Below are 16,807 nucleotides of genomic sequence, written 5' to 3' on the forward strand. Positions count from 1 at the left end.
GCGGAGCGGGTCGCACGAGCATGCGTAATTAAAAACTGTAGGAGTATAACCGACCTGCGCATCGAACGCAAGATGCGATTTGCAGCCGCACAGCCGCAGCCGCGTCGTAGCCGCACCGCCGCAGCCGCGTCGTAGCCGCACCGCCGCAGCCGCAACCGCCGAAGGGGGCGGCCCGGCGCTAGGACGCGCGGCTGCGCTCCACCGAGTACGTGCGGTCGGCGATGGCGGCGGCGCTCGCGCGGTGGCTGACGATGAGGATGGTCTTGCTGGCGCGGTTGTCGGCCAGCGCACGCAGCACGGCAGCCTCGTTCAGGCTGTCGAGGTTGCTCGTGGGCTCGTCCAGCAGCACGAACGGGGCGTCGTGCAAAAACACGCGCGCCAGTCCGATGCGCTGGCGCTCGCCGCCCGACAGCGCGTCGCCGAGCTCTCCCACCCGCGTGTCCAAGCCCTGCGGCAGGCGCTCCACCAGGTCGGAGAGCGACGCCTTCGCACAGGCGTCGGCCAGCTGGTCGTCGGTGGCGCCGGGCCGCGCCAGCACGAGGTTGTCGCGGATAGTGCCCTCGAACAGGTGCGTCTCCTGGGTCATGAAGCCCTCCGCGTTGCGCAGGCTGGCGGTGTTGACGCGCCTCACGTCGCGGCCCGACACCTCCACGACGCCCTTCTGGGCGTCCCAGAACCGCATGAACAGCTTCAGCAGCGTTGACTTGCCCGCACCGCTGCGGCCCGTCACGCGCACGACCTCGCCCGGCCGCAACGTCACGTCCACCTGCTCGAGCACGCGCACGCCGCCGTAGGCGAAGTCCACGCGCCGCGCGGCCGCACCGTCGAAGGCGCCGAGGTCCACGCCGTCGGACACCTCGTCGGTCTGCGGGCGCTCGTCCAGAAGGTCGACGACGCGCGCGCCCGCAGCCAGCGTCTGCTGGAGCGTGGACCCCAGGTTGGCAACGGCGATGACCGGGCCGAAAGACGACATGAGCGCGACGGTTGCCAGCACGGCGGCGCCTGCATCGACCGCTCCCTGCGCCACGAGCGCGGCAGACGCCAGCAGCATGGCCACGCCGCACGCGACCACGATAGCCCCCACCAGCGCCATGAGCAGCGCGGTGCCGCCTTTGAGGTGCCGCTCGACGCGCGCCAGGCCGTCCATGCGCGCGTCGAGCTCGCGCGCGCGGTCCGCGGCGCGGCCGTACTGGAGCGTCTCGGCCAAGCCGCGCAGGCTGTCCAGCACGAACGCGTTCATATCGCCGACCCGGTCGCGCACGGCGCGCCCCGTGCTCCCGCTGGCCCTCGACGCCGCGAGGGGCACGACGACGCCCACCAGCACGTACGATGCCAGAGCCAAGGCGCCCAGCAGAGGAGAGAGGAGGCCGATGAACGCCGTCATGCCCGCCGAGACGACGAGCGCGATAACGGCCGGCGACAGGGTGTGCGCGTAGAACACCTCCAGAAGCTCCACATCGGACGTGACGAGCGACACGAGATCGCCCTTGTCGCGGCCCTCCAGCTTCGCGGGCGCCAGGCGCCGCAGGGCCGCGAACACGCGGTCGCGCACGAGCGCCAGGACGCGGAACGCCAGGTAGTGGTTGCACAGCTGCTCGCCGTAGCGCAGCGGGCCGCGCACGATGCCGCAAACCGCCAGAAGCACGGTCGCCGTGCCCGCCGCAACGGGCTGGGGCAGGCCGGCCAGGCCGAGCAGCGCGTAGCCTGCGAACACGGTGAGGAAGATGGCGGCGGCGAAGCCGGCCGCGCCCAGCAGCACGGCCAGCCCCATGACGGGCAGCAGCGGGCGCGTGAGCCTCACGAGGCGCAGCATGACGGAGAGGTGGGAGCGGCGGGGAGCCGAAGGGGCCTCTGGGAGCGCGGCGGACACAGCGCCGGAGGGAGTCGGGGCGGATGCCGGGCCGGCGGAGCCTTCCGGATGCGCCGATAGGCCGGGATCGCCCTCGGAGACGTCGACGGCGAGAGGGGCGGAAGCGCCGCCGAAGGACTCCAATTCGGCCTGCCGCCCCCACATCCTCGCATAGGGGCCGCCCCCTTCGGCCAGCTCGTCATGGGTGCCGCGCTCCGCCACGCGGCCGTCCTCCAGCACGTAGATGCGATCGGCCTCGCGCAGGGCCGACAGGCGATGTGAGATCATGATGACCGTCTTCGTGCGGGACAGCTCGTGCACGAGCGCGATGAGGGCGTCCTCGCTCTCGGCATCGATGTTCGACGTGGCCTCGTCCAAGAGGTACACGGGGGCGTCGTGCAGCAGCGCCCGCGCCATGGCAAGGCGCTGGCGCTGGCCGCCCGACAGGTTGCGTCCCGCCTCGGCCACCGGCGCGTCCAGGCCTCCGGCATCGCGCACGAAACCGTCCAGGCGGCAGCGGGAGAGGGCGCCCCACAGCTCGTCGTCCGAGGCAGCGGGCTTCGCCAAAAGCAGGTTGGAGCGAACCGTGCCCTTGAACAGGTAGCTGTCGAACGACACGGCCGTGACCGTCTCGCGCAGCGAGGCGCGCGATACGTCGCGCAGGTCGATGCCGCCCAGCTCCACCGTGCCCTCGTAGGCCGCGTTCGCGCCGGAGAGCACGCCGGCCAGCGTCGACTTGCCCGAGCCGCTCTCGCCCGCCACGCCCACGAAGCTGCCGGCCGGCGCCTCGAAGTCCACGTCAGCAAGCACCGCGCGCTCGCCGTCGAACGAGTAGCCTACGCCGCGGCACGCAACGCCGACATGCGCCGGATCGACCGAGCGCGTGCCGTCGCGCCCCTCCGGCGCGTCCAAGATGGCGAACATCCTGTCGGCGGCGGCCATGCCGTTCATGGCCGTATGGAAGAGCGACCCCAGCGTGCGCAGGGGCAGGAAGAACTCGGCCGACAGGAACACGAGGGAGAACGCCGCGCCGAGCCCGACCGCGCCCGCCGCGTACTGCCCCAGCACCATGACGATGCCCACCGCCGCGCCGCCGAAGGCGAACAGGTCCATGACGGTGATGGAGTTCAGCTGCATGCGCAGAAGGCGCATGGTGGCGCGGCGGAAGCTCTCGGCCTGGTCGTTCATGCGCTCGTGCGCCCGCCCGTCCGCCTGGTAGATCTTGAGGGTGGCGAGGCCCTGGATGTCCTCGAGGAACCTGCCGCCGAGATCGGTGTACGAGCCCCAGTAGCTCTTCATGACGCGCTTGGCGATCTTCTGGATGGCCATGATGGACGCCGGGATGAGGGGCACGCACGCGAGCAGGGCCACGACAGGCGGCAGGGACAGGGGCGCCAGGCAGGCGAACAGGGTGAGCGGGGCCAGCACCGCGTAGAAGAGCTGCGGCAGGTACGAGCCGAAATAGCTCTCCAGCTGCTCGACGCCCTCCACGCTGATCTGCACGGCCTCCCCGGTGGAGGCATGCTCGCGGTACGACGGCCCCAGGCGCACGAGCTTGTCGTACACCTCCTGGCGCACGGCGCGCTTGGCCGCCTCGCTTGCAGCCAGGCCCATGCGCTGCGCGAGCGTCTGGCATGCGAGGCGCGCGGCGATGGCCAGGGCGGAGGCGCCGGCCAGCCGAGCGGCGGCCTCGGCGTGAGCCGTACCGGCCACCAGCCCCTGCATGAACGATCCGACGAGCAGGAACAGCGCGATGTTGGCCAAAAGGCCGATCCACTGGAACACGACGTCGGCCGCGATGAACTTGGCGGCCGCCGGCACGAGGGAGAGCAGTCTCTTGTCGAACATGGCTGCCCTAGGCCCCTTCCCCATCGGTGCCGAGCGGCGCGGCTGCCGCGAGCGCGCCTTCGGACGGACCGCGGTCGGTCTTGACGACGAGGCCGAAGTACACGAGATGCGCCGCCCACACGACGGCGACCACGGCGCGCCCCACCGGCACGGAGCCCATGAGCGCGAACGACACGGCCAGCACGGCCGTGAGGGGAACGAGCAGGGCGACCTTGGCCCTCACGGTCATCGCCCGCTTGGACATATAGCCCGCGAGCACGGTGCGGTACAGCTTCGTGCCGCGGAACCAGGCGCGCGACCGCTCGGAGCTGCGCGCGAAGCAGAAGGCGGCCGCCAGCAAAAACGGGGTGGTCGGCACGATGGGCAGCACGGCGCCGAGCGCCCCGAGCCCGAAAGCGGCGAACCCGCCCGCCGCCCACAGGGCGCGCACGGCCCTGCCGCCGCCGCGGGAGCTCGCGACCGCATGCGCCCCCTGCCGCTCGGCCGGGCCGTCCCCGGCCGCATCGGTTCCTTGGGGTGCCGCGTTGCCGCGCGCCGCCTCGATCTCCCTCATGCGGTTCCTCCCTCTCGATCATCCCTCTATAGTTTGCCATAGGTAACTTATTGGGTATGATAGCGGAAGCCGGGCAGAAAGTAGACCATGGGTAATTTTTAGATCGCCCGTGCCCGCAGAACCGGTGCCGGCAATCCGCCCGCCCGCAGGGGGCAACGTGGAAAAACCGCGTTCGGGCGGCGGTTCTAGCCTCCGGGGCGGGGCGGTTCCGGTACCATGGAACAGCGGCCGGCGCCTACCGCTATTCCGAGCGCACCGGCATGCAGCCCCCTCCGGAAGGAAAGCGCAATGAACTTCAACAACGTACGGTTCGAGCGGTCGTTCGGCACCTCGGCGCAGCTTACGCCCTCGACGGCTCCCGAGGTCGCGTTCTCGGGACGGTCGAACGTGGGCAAGTCGTCGCTCTTGAACAAGCTGTTCAACCGTAAGGGCCTGGCAAAGGTGTCCCAGACGCCCGGCAAGACGGCCACCATCAACTTCTTCGACGGCGACGGCGTGACGTTCGTCGACCTGCCGGGGTACGGCTACGCCAAGGTGTCGAAATCGGAGAAGGCGCGCTGGTCGGAGCTCATCGAGGGATACTTCAACCAGGACCGCTCCTTCGCGCTCGTGGTGGCCCTCGTGGACATCCGCCACGAGGCGTCCGAGCTGGACGAGAACATGATCCGCTTCTTGCGCGAGGCCGACCTCCCCTTCGTCGTTGCGCTGACGAAGGCCGACAAGCTGTCGCGCCAGCAGCAGATGAAGCAGAAGGCCGCCCTCAAGCGCCAGCTCGCGCTGGGCGACGACGCCTCGATGGTGGTGACGTCGTCCGCGAAGGGCGACGGCATGGAGGAGCTGCGCAAGATCATCAGGGACGCGGTGGCCTAGGAGCCGACGCCCCTACGCGCCAAGCACAAACGCAAAGGAGGGCGGCCGGTCGGCCGCCCTCCTTTGCGTTTGCATCCGGATTGCGCTTACGGGCGGACGATCTTCATGCCCGCCTGCACCGGACCGATGACGACACCCACGCCGTAGGTGGCCGCATGGATCATCTGGTTGTTGCCGATGTAGATGCCGCAGTGGCCCGAGTTGACGCACACATCGCCCGGCTGGGGGTCGCTTACGGTGGGCCAAGCCATGAACGTCGAGGTGCTGCCCATGCGCGAGTAACTGCCCAACAGGCAGAACGACACGAAACCGGAGCAGTCGTACTCGTTCGGACCTGCGCCGTAGCTCGGGTCGCCGTATCCGTACGCCTTCCCGATCTGGCTGTACGCGCGTCCGACCACGGTACCGGCGATGGCCTCGTCGTAGGAGGGTGCAGGCGACGGCGAGGGCGTGTAGCCCGTGTTGCCGCCATCTGTGTTGCCGGCGTTGCCCGCGTTGCCGCCAGCCGCCTGCTGGATCGAGGCGTTCACCACATCTTCGGCCTTGGCGGCCTCGGCGGCCTGCTGGGCGGCGCGCTCCTGCTCGAGCAGGGCGGCGGCCTCGGCGCTCAGGCTGTCGTACGTGGCCTGCATGGAGGCTATGGTTCCCGCCGTCTCGTCCTTGCTGCGCTTTGCCTCGTCAGCCTTCTCCTTGGCAATGCGCTCCTGCTCGGCGAGCACGGCCTCCTGCTCCTGCACCTCGGCGCGCAGGTCCTTCGTCTGCTGCACGAGGTCGGCATCGTTCTGGTTCAGGGTGTTGAGCAGATCCCAGTTCGTGGCGAACGCCGCGAACGTGGTGGAGCCGAACAGCAGGTCGAGCAGGGTGCTGTTGCCGGTACGGTACATACTGCGGGCGCGGGTTCCCAGATGGTCCTGCAGATCGGCTATCTGGCCGGTGGCCTCGTCGATGCGCGCCTGCGCCTCGTTGCGGTTGGCCTCGGCTTCCTTCTGGGCCGCCACCGCCTCGTCGTAGGCGATGGCCGTCTGCTCCAGCTTGTCCTGCATCGCGTTGAGCGAGGCGAGCGCGGACTGGGCCTCGGCCTGCTTCTCGGCGGACGTCGGCTCGGCGAAGGCGAGCGAGGGGATCATGAGGGATGCGGCGAGCGATGCCGCGACGAATCCGGCCAGCGCGCCCTTGGCGCGCGCTTTCGTTGCACTGTGCTGCATGTGGGGGCCTCCACCTGCTTCGTTAGCTCCGATACGTTGAGCAACAGTCTAACAGACCGTGCTCCGCCGTTTCCAAGGCACAACCGTATCGATACAGGAACATCACAGCGCAAGCGGATGCGAGAGCAAGGCGAGGCCGGGGCCGCGCGCCGATGGACGAGCAGGGCCCCTACCCGGCGAACCCCTGGTCCGCGATGCGCCCCTCCCCGTCCGCGGCGGCGGTGGCCAGCTCGTCGCAGCGCTCGTTCTCGGGGTGGCCGGCGTGGCCCTTCACCCAGACGAACTCCACCCGATGGGGCTTCTTGGCGGCCAGCAGGCGCTTCCACAGATCGTCGTTCTTCACGGGCTGCTTCTGCGAGTTCTTCCAGCCGCGCTTCAGCCAGCCGTCCACCCAATGCTGGTTGAAGGCGTTCACCACGTACTGCGAGTCGGAGTACAGCGTGACGTCGCACGGGCGCTTCAGCGCCTCGAGGCCCGCGATCACGGCCATGAGCTCCATGCGGTTGTTCGTGGTGTGCTCATAGCCCTGCGAGAGCTCCTTCTCGTGCACCTTGCCGGCGCCGTCCACGAAGCGCATGACCGCACCGTACCCGCCCGGCCCCGGGTTGCCCCGCGCCGAGCCGTCAGTGAAGATGTCTACCTGCATGAATGCCCTTTCGCGATGGAAGGCGCCGCGTGAGCGGCGCCTTCGGGTTACTTGTATTGGGACGGGTGCTTCTCGAAGAAGTCGAAGCGGGGCAGCAGCTCGCGGATGCGGTGGCGGCCCTCGTCGATCTCGCCGGCGCTGCACAGCTCGCCCACGTCCTCCAGGTCGTAGTTCCAGCTGAAGAAGTCGTCGAACTCGAAGCTCAGGTAGTCGCAGATCTTCTCGGTGCCCGCGGGCGCGATGGGGTGCATGAGCAGCGTGGCCACGCGCAGCAGGTAGAACGAGTCCACGAGCACCTGGCGGCGCGCCTCGTCGTCCTCTTCCAGCTCGGCGGCGCGGATGCCCTCGGACCAGTGCTTGTTCGCGAACCGGATGAAGTTGTCCATGAGCGACATGACGGAATGCAGCTCCACCTTCAGCATGAGGCGGTCGTAGGCGGCAAGCGTCTCGTTCGCGCGCGCGAGCGCGGCTTCCGTGGGGCGGCCGAGCGGCAGGTAGCCCTCGAAGTTCTTCTGCGCCTCGTAGAAGCAGCTGCGGGCCAGGCGGTTGAACACGTTCGTGAGCAGCGCGCCTTCCTTGAGCACCGGGTCGGCCACGCGCGGGTCGGCAAGCTCCTCCTCGGTGGCCAGGAACGGTTTGGGCTTGAAGCCCACGGACTTCTGGTCGAGCCCGAGCGCCAGGAAGTGCGCACGCAGCTGCTCCACCGTGTAGAAGTCCAGAAGCTCGTCGGCCGTGGGCGGCTTCACCGCGCCCGACGACGACGCCTTCTTGTCGCCGAACAGGATGTGGTGGTTCGCCACGAGCCGCGTCTGGCGCAGCGGGTTCTCCGCCACGCCCGGCATGATGAGGTCGCCGGGGCGCAGCGCGTCGATGAGCGCAGGCTGGGCCACGCCGTAGAAGTACAGGTTGTCCTGGCCGATGAACTGGTAGACCTCGGCGTCCTTCGAGCACCACCAGTCGCGCCAGCTGCCGCGCGGCAGCCCCATCTGGTCGTTCACAGCCATGGTGAACGACATCGGCGCCCACAGGCTTTCGGGCCAGCACCACACGGTAAGCCCCTCCAGCCCCTCGATGACCGGGGCCTTCACGCCCCATTCGATGTTGCCCGTGATGCGGAACGGCACGAGCGCCTTGCCGGTGCGGAAGCGGATGCCCGCCTGCCCCAGCACGTCGCGCGCCGCGTCGCGGGCGTCGATGTCCGCGAACTCTATCTCGAAGCTCTGCTTCCCCTTCTCGGGCTCGCGCAGCTCGTGGGCGGGAAGATCGGCGGCCACGGCCTCGTAGGCCTCGCGCGCGTCGTTCTTGATGTAGACGACCGGCGGCGCCAGGAACTCCTTTATTGCCTGCGGCACGATGGCGCGGATGTTCGGGTCGGCCTCCATCGCGGCCACCCGCTCGCGCAGGAAGTCGCCGAAGGCGGGCAGGTCGAAGTACCAGTTCTCCACCGGACGCATCTCGGGGACGGTACCGGTGAGGGACGACTTCGGCGCGATGAGGTCCTCGGGCGCGTAGCTGTGCCCCAGGTCGCACTCGTCGGCGTAGGCGTGCTCGGACTTGCAGCCCTGCACGGGGCAGCGGCCCGTCACCTGGCGGCCGTTCAGGAACGTGTGCGCCTCGGCGTCGTAGAACTGCAGCGTGGCGCGCTTGTGCAGATGCCCGTTCTCGTGCAGCTTCTCGATGAACTTGCCGCTGATGAGCTGGTGCACGTCGCCCGAATGGCCCATGCCGGACCCCTCGTAGATGGACAGGCTGATGCCGTAGGCGTCGAGCGTGGCCTTCTGGGCGTCGTGGTTCTTCTGCACGTACTCCTCGATGGTGCCGTCGAACTCGCCGGCCTCAACCAGCTTGCGGTAGCCCTCGTTGATGGGCGACCCGAAGCAGTCCGTGCCGCTGATGAAGCGCACGTTCTCGGGTCCTATGCGGTCGCGCAGGAAGCGCGCGAAGGCGTCGGCGGGCACGAACACGCCGGCGATGTGCCCGAAGTGCAGCGGCTTGTTGCCGTAGGGCATGCCCGCCGTGACCACGGCACGCTTCGGCCACACGACGCGCTCCTCGGCGGGAGCGGCGCTCAAAGTTGGTGCGTTATCGGGCAAGGCTGCCATCGTTTTCCAGCTCCTTCAAGGCCTGGGCCAGGTCGTCGGCCGACAGGCGGCTCTCCGACATCAGATTCAGCAGGTCGGACAAGCTCGACGACGGGTTGTCGAGCTTCACGGTCTTGTACGCGGTCGTGTTGGCCAGCTCGGCGGCCTTGGCCACGGCGTCCTCGCGCGTGCCGATCTCGTCGGCCAGGCCGTTCTCCACAGCCTCCATGCCGGTGAACGTGAGGCCGGTGGCCAGCGCGCGCACCTCCTCGACCGTCATGTCGCGGCCTTCGGCGACCGTCTGGATGAACGTCTCGTTGATCTGGTTCACCATGTTCTGGTAGTAGGCGCGCTCCTCCTCGGTCAGCGGGCGCGTGCCGTAGCTGGAGTCCTTGGAGTCCGACGACGTGACGTTCTCGATGGAGATACCCAGCTTGTCCAGCAGGCCGGACAGGTCCGTGACCTGCAGTGCCGTGCCGATGGCGCCGATGGCCGTGGTCTTGGCCGTGTAGATGAAGTCCGCCTGGCTCGATATCTCGTAGGCGGCGCTCGCGTTCATGGAGGCGCTCGACACCACGACGGGCTTGCCGGAGCTTTCGGAGAACTCGCGCACGTAGGCGGCCATCTCCTCGCCGGCCGTAGCCGTGCCGCCGCCGGAGTTCACGCGCAGGACCACGGCCTTGATGTGCTTGTTCTCCGCGGCCACGTCGAGCTGCGCCTTCAAGCCCTCGGGGCTGCAGGTCGTGCCGTCGTACTGGATGGTGCCGTCGATGTCGATGACGCCCACCGCGTCCGAGGTCAGGTAGTCGACGTCCGACGTGGTAGCCGTGGACCCCAGCGCGCCCAGCGTGCCGAACGACGAGGACACGGCCGACGTGCACGACCACATGCCCAGCGCGATGATGCCGAACACGCACAGCACCGCCACGAGCGCGACGATCCAGCCGCGGCTCTTCTTCGGCGGCTCGGGCTGGTAGTACGGCGGGCAGCCTTGCGGCTGGGGGGCCGGGGCGCCCTGCGGGGCGGCGGGCTGCTGCCACACCTGCTGCTGCCAGTTGTTGTCCTGGGGCATAGTGGTCCTCCGTTGCTAGATCTCGATGGCGTCGCCCTTGGTGTGCTGGGCCTTCTTGGCCGTGCGCAGCAGGAACTCCTGGTTGGTCTCGGTCTGCTTGAGCGACTTGATGAGCATGTCCATGGCGCGCTCGGTGCTGTTCGTGTTCGACAGGATGCGGCGGACGGCCCAGATGAGCGGCGCCTCCTGCGGGTCGAGCAGCAGCTCCTCCTTGCGGGTGCCCGAGGCGACGGGATCGATGGCCGGGAAGATGCGGCGGTCGGCGAGGTTGCGGTCGAGCTTGAGCTCCATGTTGCCCGTGCCCTTGAACTCCTCGAAGATGACCTCGTCCATCTTGGAGCCGGTGTCGATGAGCGCCGAGGCGAGGATGGTGAGGCTGCCGCCCCCCTCGATGTTGCGGGCGGCGCCCAGGAAGCGCTTGGGCGGGTAGAGCGCCGTGGAGTCCACGCCGCCGGACAGGATGCGGCCCGATGCCGGCTGCGCCAGGTTGTAGGCGCGCGCGAGGCGCGTGAGCGAGTCCAGCAGCACGACCACGTCCTTGCCGCACTCCACAAGGCGCTTGGCGCGCTCGATGACCAGCTCGGACACGGCGATGTGGTTCTCCGTGGGCATGTCGAACGTGGAGGACACGACCTCGCCCTTGATGGAGCGCTCCATGTCGGTGACTTCCTCGGGACGCTCGTCCACGAGCAGGCACATGAGGTGCACGTCGGGGTTGTTCGCGGTGATGGCGGCTGCGATGTTCTTCAGCACCGTGGTCTTGCCGGCCTTCGGCGGGCTGACGATCAGGCCGCGCTGGCCCTTGCCGATGGGGCTCACAAGGTCGATGACGCGGGCCGTGACGGTGTTCTTGCCGTGCTCCATATGGAAGCACTCGTCGGGGTAGACCGGCGTGAGGTCGCCGAAGCGCACCCGGTTGCCGCACTCCTCGATGGGCGTTCCGTTGATGGCCGTGACCTTCTGGATGGCGGCGTACTTCTCGTTCTCGCGCGCCGGGCGCGTCTGCCCGGACACCATATCGCCCTTGCGCAGGCCGTTGCGGCGGATGGTGGACAGGCCCACGTAGCAGTCCGTCTCGCTGGGCAGGTAGCCCTGCGTGCGCAAGAAGCCGTATCCGTCGGCCAGGATGTCCAGGATGCCGGACACCTCGATGAAGCCCTCGGCCTTCACGCTGGCCCCGAACACGGCCTCGACGAGCTCGGCCTTCTTGAGGCCGGCGGCGTCCACTCCCAGCTCGGCCGCCTTCTCGCGCAGCTCGGCCACCTTGAGCTTGGCCAGATCGTCGCGCGACACGCTGGGCTGCACCTCGCGGGGACCGCGGTTGTTGTCGTGCGGACGGCGCTGGCGGCGGTTGTTGTTGTTGTTCTGCTTGCCGCCGGAGGCGTTCTGGCGCTGGTTGTTCTGCTTCTGGCGGTTGCCCTGGTTCTGGCCTTGGCCGCCTTTGTTGCCGCTGGAGTTCTGGCCCGGGCGCTTGGCGGTTCCGGAGCCCTGCTGCGGTGCGGCCTGGCCGCCGGCCTTGACGGACTTGCGCGGCGTCTTGGCCGTGCGCGGTGCGGGGGATGCGGCCTCGGCCTGCGGTTCCGCTGCCTTGTCGGCCGGCGCCTTCGCGGCGGCTCCGGCGTTCACGCTCGTTGAGCGGCGGCGCGTGGGCTTGGCTGCCGGGGCGGGCGCCTCGGGCGCCACGGTTGCTGATTCGTTCTCGCTCATGCGTTCTGCACTTTCTCCCAGTCCTTGAGGAACGCCTCGAGGCCGCGGTCGGTCAGCGGATGCTGCACGCACTTCTTGAGCGCGGCGAAGGGCACGGTGGCGATGTCGGCGCCCATGAGGGCGGCCTGCGCCACGTGGTTCGCGCTGCGCACGGACGCGGCGATGATCTCCACGTCGTGGCCGAAGTCGTAGTTGTTCACGGCGGCCACCACGTCCTCGAGCTGCGCGAGGCCGTTCTCGGAGATGTCGTCGAAGCGGCCCACGAACGGGCTGATGTAGCGGGCGCCGGCGCGGGCGGCCATGATGGCCTGCGGCACGGTGAAGCACAGCGTCATGTTCACCGGGATGCCCTCGGCGGCCAGCTGCTTCGTGGCAGCCAGGCCCTCGATCATGGTGGGGAGCTTCACCACCACGTTGTCGGCGAGCGCGGCGAGCTCGCGGCCGTCGCGGACCATCTCGTCGCGCGTCATGGCCACGCTCTCGGCGGACACGGGACCGTCCACGATCTCGCAGATGCGCTTGATATGGTTGTGGAAGTCGGCGAGCTTGCCGCCCGTGCGCGCGTAGAGCGTCGGGTTCGTGGTCACGCCCGCCAGAACGCCCCAGCTGGCCGCCTCCTCGATCTCCGCGAGATCGGCGGTGTCCAGAAAGAATTTCACCTAGTCCTCCTTATGCTTATGGGTAAATCTGCTTGGAAACGCGCGCAAGCGCACGCGTGCATGCCTGAAGTGGAATATTGGATGTTAGATGGCTTTCCAACGGTGGGATATTCAGAACTTCGATCATGTTAGCGCATGATCCGCGATCGTTCAAGCACATCAGGCCGCATATCGTGGAATTGCGATGGAGGTTGGGGCACGCTTCGTCATCAAGCAAGGCGATGTGGGAAAGCGCCTCGGCGCGGGGCGGGCCTAGCCCATCGCGCGGAAGAAGCAGCTGCGCTCCCCCGTGTGGCAGGCGGGACCTGCCGGATGCACGAGCGCAAGCAGCGTGTCGGCGTCGCAGTCATAGCGCAGCTCCACGAGCTTCTGGGTGTTTCCGCTGGTGGCGCCCTTGTGCCACAGCTCACGCCTGCTGCGGCTCCAGAACACCGTCTCGCCGCGCTCCATCGTGAGCGCGAGCGATTCCTCGTTCATCCACGCCATCATGAGCACCTCGAGCGTGTCCGCGTCCTGCACGATGCAGGGGATCAGCCCGTCGGCGTTGTAAGTCAGTTCAGGGACGTCCATGATGCTTTCTCCTCGCTCGCAAATTGCGCAACAGCTGCCGCACTAGCGCCTTCTCACATCCGCTTCTCGATGTCCTCCGTCGACGGCAGCAGGTCGGCGAAGCCTTCCGGCAGCACCTCGGCGGAAGTTCAGTTTACCCGCAAACTCGGGCTTGAACGCGGAGTTCTTCAATTCGACGACTATAGCTACGTAAACAGGCTGCTCCTTTCACGCATAGTCGGTGATCGCGCATTGTGCTGCACGCGCGATGCGCTTTTCGCATGATCGCGGTGATTTTATATATGATTGAAAGCATAATGGACAAAAAGGCTCGGTAGTCTATAGATTTTGGGCATAAATCAAGGGGTCGCGAATGCGGCGTTTGCGAAACGCCTGGTAGCAGCCTATGGTTTAATTATCTTTTATCCAGAATAGCGACAACTGCTCCTTCTTGTCCACAGCACCGCATACCCCGCGCGTAGAGCGGCTGCTTCGAGGGCCACTGCACGCGAAGGTCGTCAGATTGTGCTAATCGGCTGGATGTGCGTCAAAGGGAAAGCCAGAGCAAATATTCTTTTTTCAAGAAAATGCAGGGACACGGTGGCGCGACAGCGCTACAGTCTCACCGGTATTCCCTGGGCGCGCATGTGCTCTTTCACTTGGCGGACGGTGAGCTCGCCGAAGTGGAAGACGCTGGCGGCCAAGACGGCGTCGGCCTCGCCCTCGATGACGCCCTGGGCGAAGTGCTCGAGCTTGCCCACGCCGCCCGAGGCGATGACCGGGATGTCCACGGCGCGCGCGACGGCGCGGGTGAGCGCGCAGTCGAAGCCGTCGCGGCTGCCGTCGCGGTCCATGCTGGTGAGCAGGATCTCCCCCGCCCCGCGTCGCGCCGCCTCCTGCGCCCATTGCACGGCGTCGATGCCGGTGGCCTTGCGGCCGCCGTGCACGTACACCTCCCACTTGTCCCCCGCTCCCGCGACGTGCTTCGCATCGATGGCGCAGAGGATGGCCTGGCTGCCGAACGCGGCGGCCGCGCTCGTGATGAGCGACGGGTCCGCCACCGCAGCCGAGTTCACCGACACCTTGTCGGCGCCGGCCGCGATCATCGTGCGGATATCGGCCACGCTGCGGAAACCGCCGCCCACGCAGTACGGCAGGTGCAGCTGCTCGCTCGCGCGGCTGGCGAGGTCCACGGTGGTGGCGCGGTCGTCGCTCGTGGCCGTGATGTCGAGGAAGATCACCTCATCGGCGCGCTCCTCGTCGTAGCGCTGCGCGAGCTCGATGGGGTCGCCCGCGTCGCGAAGGTTCACGAAGTTGACGCCCTTCACCACGCGCCCGTCCTTCACGTCCATGCAGGGGATCACGCGCTTCGCTAGCATTTTCGTCCTTCCGTCGTCGCTGACGCAACGACGGACATGCCGACGCTGCGCGGGCCTCTCGCGGCCCGTTTGCCGCTCCAGGCTTTCCTCACGTGCCAAGGCACGCTTCGTCAAACCTTCCCGGCAACCGCGCTCGCGAGAGGCTCGCTCGCTGACCGTGCCGGAACCTCAACGCTACAATCCGCAGGGATTCGCAGCCACGGCGGCCGCTTCCGCGATGCGCGTGGCCTCGTCGCAGGCGCGCACGCCGTCGGCCACCGCGAGCGCCCCCTCGTACACGGCGCGCCCCGCGATGACGCCCTCGATGCAGCCGGCCACACGGCCGAGCGCCTCGATGTCGACGATGCCGGCCACGCCGCCCGACGCGGTCACCGGATGGCCGAACGCCTCGGCCATCCGCACGTAGGCGGCCGGGTCGATGCCGGTCTGCATCCCGTCGCGCGCGATGTCAGTGTACACGAGGTACCGGAATCCGAGCGCCGCCATGTCGCGCGCCAGCTCCTCGGCCGCCACGCCCGCGCCCTCGCGCCAGCCGGCCACGGCCACCTCGCCGCCCTTCGCGTCGATGCCCGCGCACAAGAGCTTGCCGTACTGCGCGATGGCGGCCTCGGCGAAGGCGGGATCGGCCACGAGCGACGTGCCCAGCACCACGCGCGACACGCCCGCGTCGGCCAGGCGCGCGACGGTGTCGAGCGAGCGCACGCCGCCGCCCACCTCCACCTTGAGCAGCGTCTTGCGCATGATACGCTCGATGATGGCGATGTTCTCAGGCGTGCCCGAGCGCGCGCCGTCGAGGTCCACCACGTGCAGCCACGTCGCGCCCTGCTCTTCGAACAGCTGCGCCTGCGCGGCGGGGTCGTCGTGGTACACGGTCACGCGGCTATAATCGCCCTTGGCGAGGCGGACGGCCTTGCCGCCCAGGATGTCGATGGCCGGAAGCAGGTACACGGCTCACGCCCCTTTCACGATGGACACGAAATTGCGCAGCAGACGCGCTCCGGCGTCCGAGCTCTTCTCGGGATGGAACTGCACGCCGAACGCGGCGTCGCCGTACCGGACGGCGCTCGGGAACGTCACGCTGTGCGCGGTCTCGCCGACGACGAACGGGCCCGACGGCGCGATGAAACCGTGCGTGAAGTAGAAGTAGGTGCCCGACGGTATGCCGTCGAACAGGGGCGAGCTCCCATCGACCTCGCCCTCCTGCCGCTCGCCAGGAAACCGCACCGTGTTCCAACCCACGTGGGGCACCTTGTAGGAGAGGCCTTGTTCGTCCTGCTTCGGCATCGCGCCCACGACGCCGGGGAGGACGGCGAGGCCGCGCGCGTTGTGCGTGGAGGACTCGTCGTCCTCGTCGGGCGCGCCCTCGACGCCCTCCTCGAACATGAGGTGCATTCCCAGGCAGATACCCAAAAACGGCACGCCGGCGGCGATGCGCTCGCGCACGACGCCGGCCTGCCCGAGCGCCTCCATCGTGGCGGCCGCGTCGGCGAACGCGCCCACGCCGGGCAGCACGACGGCGTCGGCGCGGGCGATGGCGGCAGCGTCGTCGGTGACGAGCACGTCGCCCCCCGCGGCCGCCAAGCCGCGCTCGACGCTCTTCAGGTTGCCCTTATGGTAGTCAACCACAGCAATCGTCATTCAGCTATTCCTATCTCACTTTGCCAATCATGTCAGCGAGGGCTTTCGCGGTGCCCGCAGCGTCAGGCCGTCGTAACCTACAGCGCGCCCTTCGTGGAAGGCAGGGCGTCACCGATGCGCGGGTCGCATTCGACGGCCTGGCGCAGGGCGCGCGCGGCGGCCTTGAACGAAGCCTCCACCAGGTGATGCGCGTTCTCGCCCGCCAAGCTGCGCACATGCAGGGTAAGGCCCGCGTTCGCGGCGAAGGCGACGAAGAACTCCTTGGCGAGCGATGCGTCGAACGAGCCCAGCATGACGCACGGCACGTCCACGGCCCAGTGCAGCTGGCCGCGGCCGGAGATGTCCACGGCCGCCAGCACGAGCGCCTCGTCCATCGGCAGCGCGAGCGAGCCGAACCGCGCGATGCCGCGCTTGTCGCCGAGCGCGCGGGCGACGGCCTGGCCCAGCACGATGCCCGCGTCCTCGACCGTGTGGTGCGCATCCACCTCGACGTCGCCCTTCGCGCGCACGGCCAGGTCGATCAGGCTGTGCCGCCCGAAGGCCGTGAGCATGTGGTCGAAGAACGGCACGCCCGTCTCGACCTCGACGGCGCCCGTGCCGTCGAGGTTCACGGCTATGCGGATATCCGTCTCGTTCGTGGTGCGCTCGACGGTGGCGGTTCGTTGGTTCATGTTCGTCTCTTTCTCTAAGCTCGCTGGTCCAGCAACGTCAGCGAGACCGGGCATCGCGGAAGCCCGCAGCGTCGGCCCGC

General features: G+C 68.4%; 14 protein-coding genes. 1 reads left to right on the forward strand and 13 read right to left on the reverse strand.

Features of this window, described 5'->3' with window-relative positions; all coding sequences use genetic code 11:
• Nucleotides 1-178: 178 nt before the first annotated feature.
• Complete coding sequence (cydC, locus tag C1877_RS04180; protein ID WP_114568466.1) at nucleotides 179-3,697, reverse strand: thiol reductant ABC exporter subunit CydC; 3,519 nt, start codon at nucleotides 3,695-3,697, stop codon at nucleotides 179-181.
• A 7-nt stretch (nucleotides 3,698-3,704) separates the two neighbouring features.
• Entirely contained in the window at nucleotides 3,705-4,250 is a 546-nt protein-coding gene (locus C1877_RS04185) for a YbaN family protein (RefSeq protein ID WP_114568467.1), read from the reverse strand.
• 288 nt (nucleotides 4,251-4,538) lie between these two features.
• On the opposite strand from C1877_RS04185, the gene yihA reads away from it, so the two are divergent.
• Entirely contained in the window at nucleotides 4,539-5,120 is a 582-nt protein-coding gene (yihA, locus tag C1877_RS04190) for a ribosome biogenesis GTP-binding protein YihA/YsxC (RefSeq protein WP_015540366.1), read from the forward strand.
• An 86-nt stretch (nucleotides 5,121-5,206) separates the two neighbouring features.
• On the opposite strand, the gene C1877_RS04195 is transcribed toward yihA, so the two are convergent.
• The 11 genes from C1877_RS04195 to hisB form a co-directional block, all read right to left on the reverse strand.
• Nucleotides 5,207-6,325 (reverse strand): coiled-coil domain-containing protein, encoded by a 1,119-nt coding sequence (locus C1877_RS04195; protein ID WP_015540367.1) that lies wholly within the window; start codon nucleotides 6,323-6,325, stop codon nucleotides 5,207-5,209.
• Between the two features lie 169 nt (nucleotides 6,326-6,494).
• Nucleotides 6,495-6,971 (reverse strand): ribonuclease HI, encoded by a 477-nt coding sequence (gene rnhA / locus C1877_RS04200; protein ID WP_015540368.1) that lies wholly within the window; start codon nucleotides 6,969-6,971, stop codon nucleotides 6,495-6,497.
• 47 nt (nucleotides 6,972-7,018) lie between these two features.
• The gene (locus C1877_RS04205; protein WP_244909788.1) at nucleotides 7,019-9,073 is read right to left on the reverse strand and encodes a methionine--tRNA ligase; all 2,055 of its coding nucleotides are present in this window, start codon (nucleotides 9,071-9,073) and stop codon (nucleotides 7,019-7,021) included.
• Nucleotides 9,054-10,124, reverse strand: coding sequence for a signal peptide peptidase SppA (gene sppA, locus C1877_RS04210; RefSeq protein WP_114568469.1), 1,071 nt, complete (start codon nucleotides 10,122-10,124; stop codon nucleotides 9,054-9,056). The genes C1877_RS04205 and sppA overlap by 20 nt, the downstream gene beginning before the upstream one ends.
• A gap of 15 nt (nucleotides 10,125-10,139) precedes the next feature.
• Nucleotides 10,140-11,831 carry a transcription termination factor Rho gene (gene rho / locus C1877_RS04215; protein WP_220149891.1) on the reverse strand — a complete coding sequence of 564 codons (1,692 nt, stop codon included), beginning with the start codon at nucleotides 11,829-11,831 and terminating at the stop codon, nucleotides 10,140-10,142.
• Complete coding sequence (fsa, locus tag C1877_RS15425; RefSeq protein ID WP_220149892.1) at nucleotides 11,828-12,490, reverse strand: fructose-6-phosphate aldolase; 663 nt, start codon at nucleotides 12,488-12,490, stop codon at nucleotides 11,828-11,830. Before fsa ends, rho begins: the two co-directional genes overlap by 4 nt.
• A 252-nt stretch (nucleotides 12,491-12,742) precedes the next feature.
• The gene (gene hisI, locus C1877_RS04220) at nucleotides 12,743-13,060 is read right to left on the reverse strand and encodes a phosphoribosyl-AMP cyclohydrolase (RefSeq protein WP_015540371.1); all 318 of its coding nucleotides are present in this window, start codon (nucleotides 13,058-13,060) and stop codon (nucleotides 12,743-12,745) included.
• Nucleotides 13,061-13,653: 593 nt separating this feature from the next.
• Nucleotides 13,654-14,418: an imidazole glycerol phosphate synthase subunit HisF gene (gene hisF / locus C1877_RS04225; protein WP_114568471.1), complete on the reverse strand. Its 765-nt coding sequence runs from the start codon at nucleotides 14,416-14,418 to the stop codon at nucleotides 13,654-13,656.
• Nucleotides 14,419-14,592: 174 nt separating this feature from the next.
• On the reverse strand, nucleotides 14,593-15,366 hold the full coding sequence (gene hisA, locus C1877_RS04230) for a 1-(5-phosphoribosyl)-5-[(5-phosphoribosylamino)methylideneamino]imidazole-4-carboxamide isomerase (RefSeq protein WP_114568472.1): 774 nt from the start codon (nucleotides 15,364-15,366) through the stop codon (nucleotides 14,593-14,595).
• A 3-nt stretch (nucleotides 15,367-15,369) separates the two neighbouring features.
• Entirely contained in the window at nucleotides 15,370-16,056 is a 687-nt protein-coding gene (hisH, locus tag C1877_RS04235) for an imidazole glycerol phosphate synthase subunit HisH (protein ID WP_114568473.1), read from the reverse strand.
• Between the two features lie 77 nt (nucleotides 16,057-16,133).
• Nucleotides 16,134-16,727: an imidazoleglycerol-phosphate dehydratase HisB gene (gene hisB / locus C1877_RS04240; RefSeq protein ID WP_114568474.1), complete on the reverse strand. Its 594-nt coding sequence runs from the start codon at nucleotides 16,725-16,727 to the stop codon at nucleotides 16,134-16,136.
• Nucleotides 16,728-16,807: the final 80 nt, after the last annotated feature.

Source organism: Gordonibacter pamelaeae (assembly GCF_003340385.1).
Classification (GTDB): domain Bacteria; phylum Actinomycetota; class Coriobacteriia; order Coriobacteriales; family Eggerthellaceae; genus Gordonibacter; species Gordonibacter pamelaeae.

Bases quoted from the DNA above. Each gene is read 5' to 3' on its own strand.
- hisI (WP_015540371.1), bottom strand. From the start codon at position 13,060: ATGGACGTCCCTGAACTGACTTACAACGCCGACGGGCTGATCCCCTGC.
- rho (WP_220149891.1), bottom strand. From the start codon at position 11,831: ATGAGCGAGAACGAATCAGCAACCGTGGCGCCCGAGGCGCCCGCCCCG.
- hisH (WP_114568473.1), bottom strand. From the start codon at position 16,056: ATGACGATTGCTGTGGTTGACTACCATAAGGGCAACCTGAAGAGCGTC.
- hisF (WP_114568471.1), bottom strand. From the start codon at position 14,418: ATGCTAGCGAAGCGCGTGATCCCCTGCATGGACGTGAAGGACGGGCGC.
- yihA (WP_015540366.1), top strand. From the start codon at position 4,539: ATGAACTTCAACAACGTACGGTTCGAGCGGTCGTTCGGCACCTCGGCG.
- C1877_RS04195 (WP_015540367.1), bottom strand. From the start codon at position 6,325: ATGCAGCACAGTGCAACGAAAGCGCGCGCCAAGGGCGCGCTGGCCGGA.
- rnhA (WP_015540368.1), bottom strand. From the start codon at position 6,971: ATGCAGGTAGACATCTTCACTGACGGCTCGGCGCGGGGCAACCCGGGG.
- C1877_RS04205 (WP_244909788.1), bottom strand. From the start codon at position 9,073: ATGGCAGCCTTGCCCGATAACGCACCAACTTTGAGCGCCGCTCCCGCC.
- cydC (WP_114568466.1), bottom strand. From the start codon at position 3,697: ATGTTCGACAAGAGACTGCTCTCCCTCGTGCCGGCGGCCGCCAAGTTC.
- hisB (WP_114568474.1), bottom strand. From the start codon at position 16,727: ATGAACCAACGAACCGCCACCGTCGAGCGCACCACGAACGAGACGGAT.
- sppA (WP_114568469.1), bottom strand. From the start codon at position 10,124: ATGCCCCAGGACAACAACTGGCAGCAGCAGGTGTGGCAGCAGCCCGCC.
- C1877_RS04185 (WP_114568467.1), bottom strand. From the start codon at position 4,250: ATGAGGGAGATCGAGGCGGCGCGCGGCAACGCGGCACCCCAAGGAACC.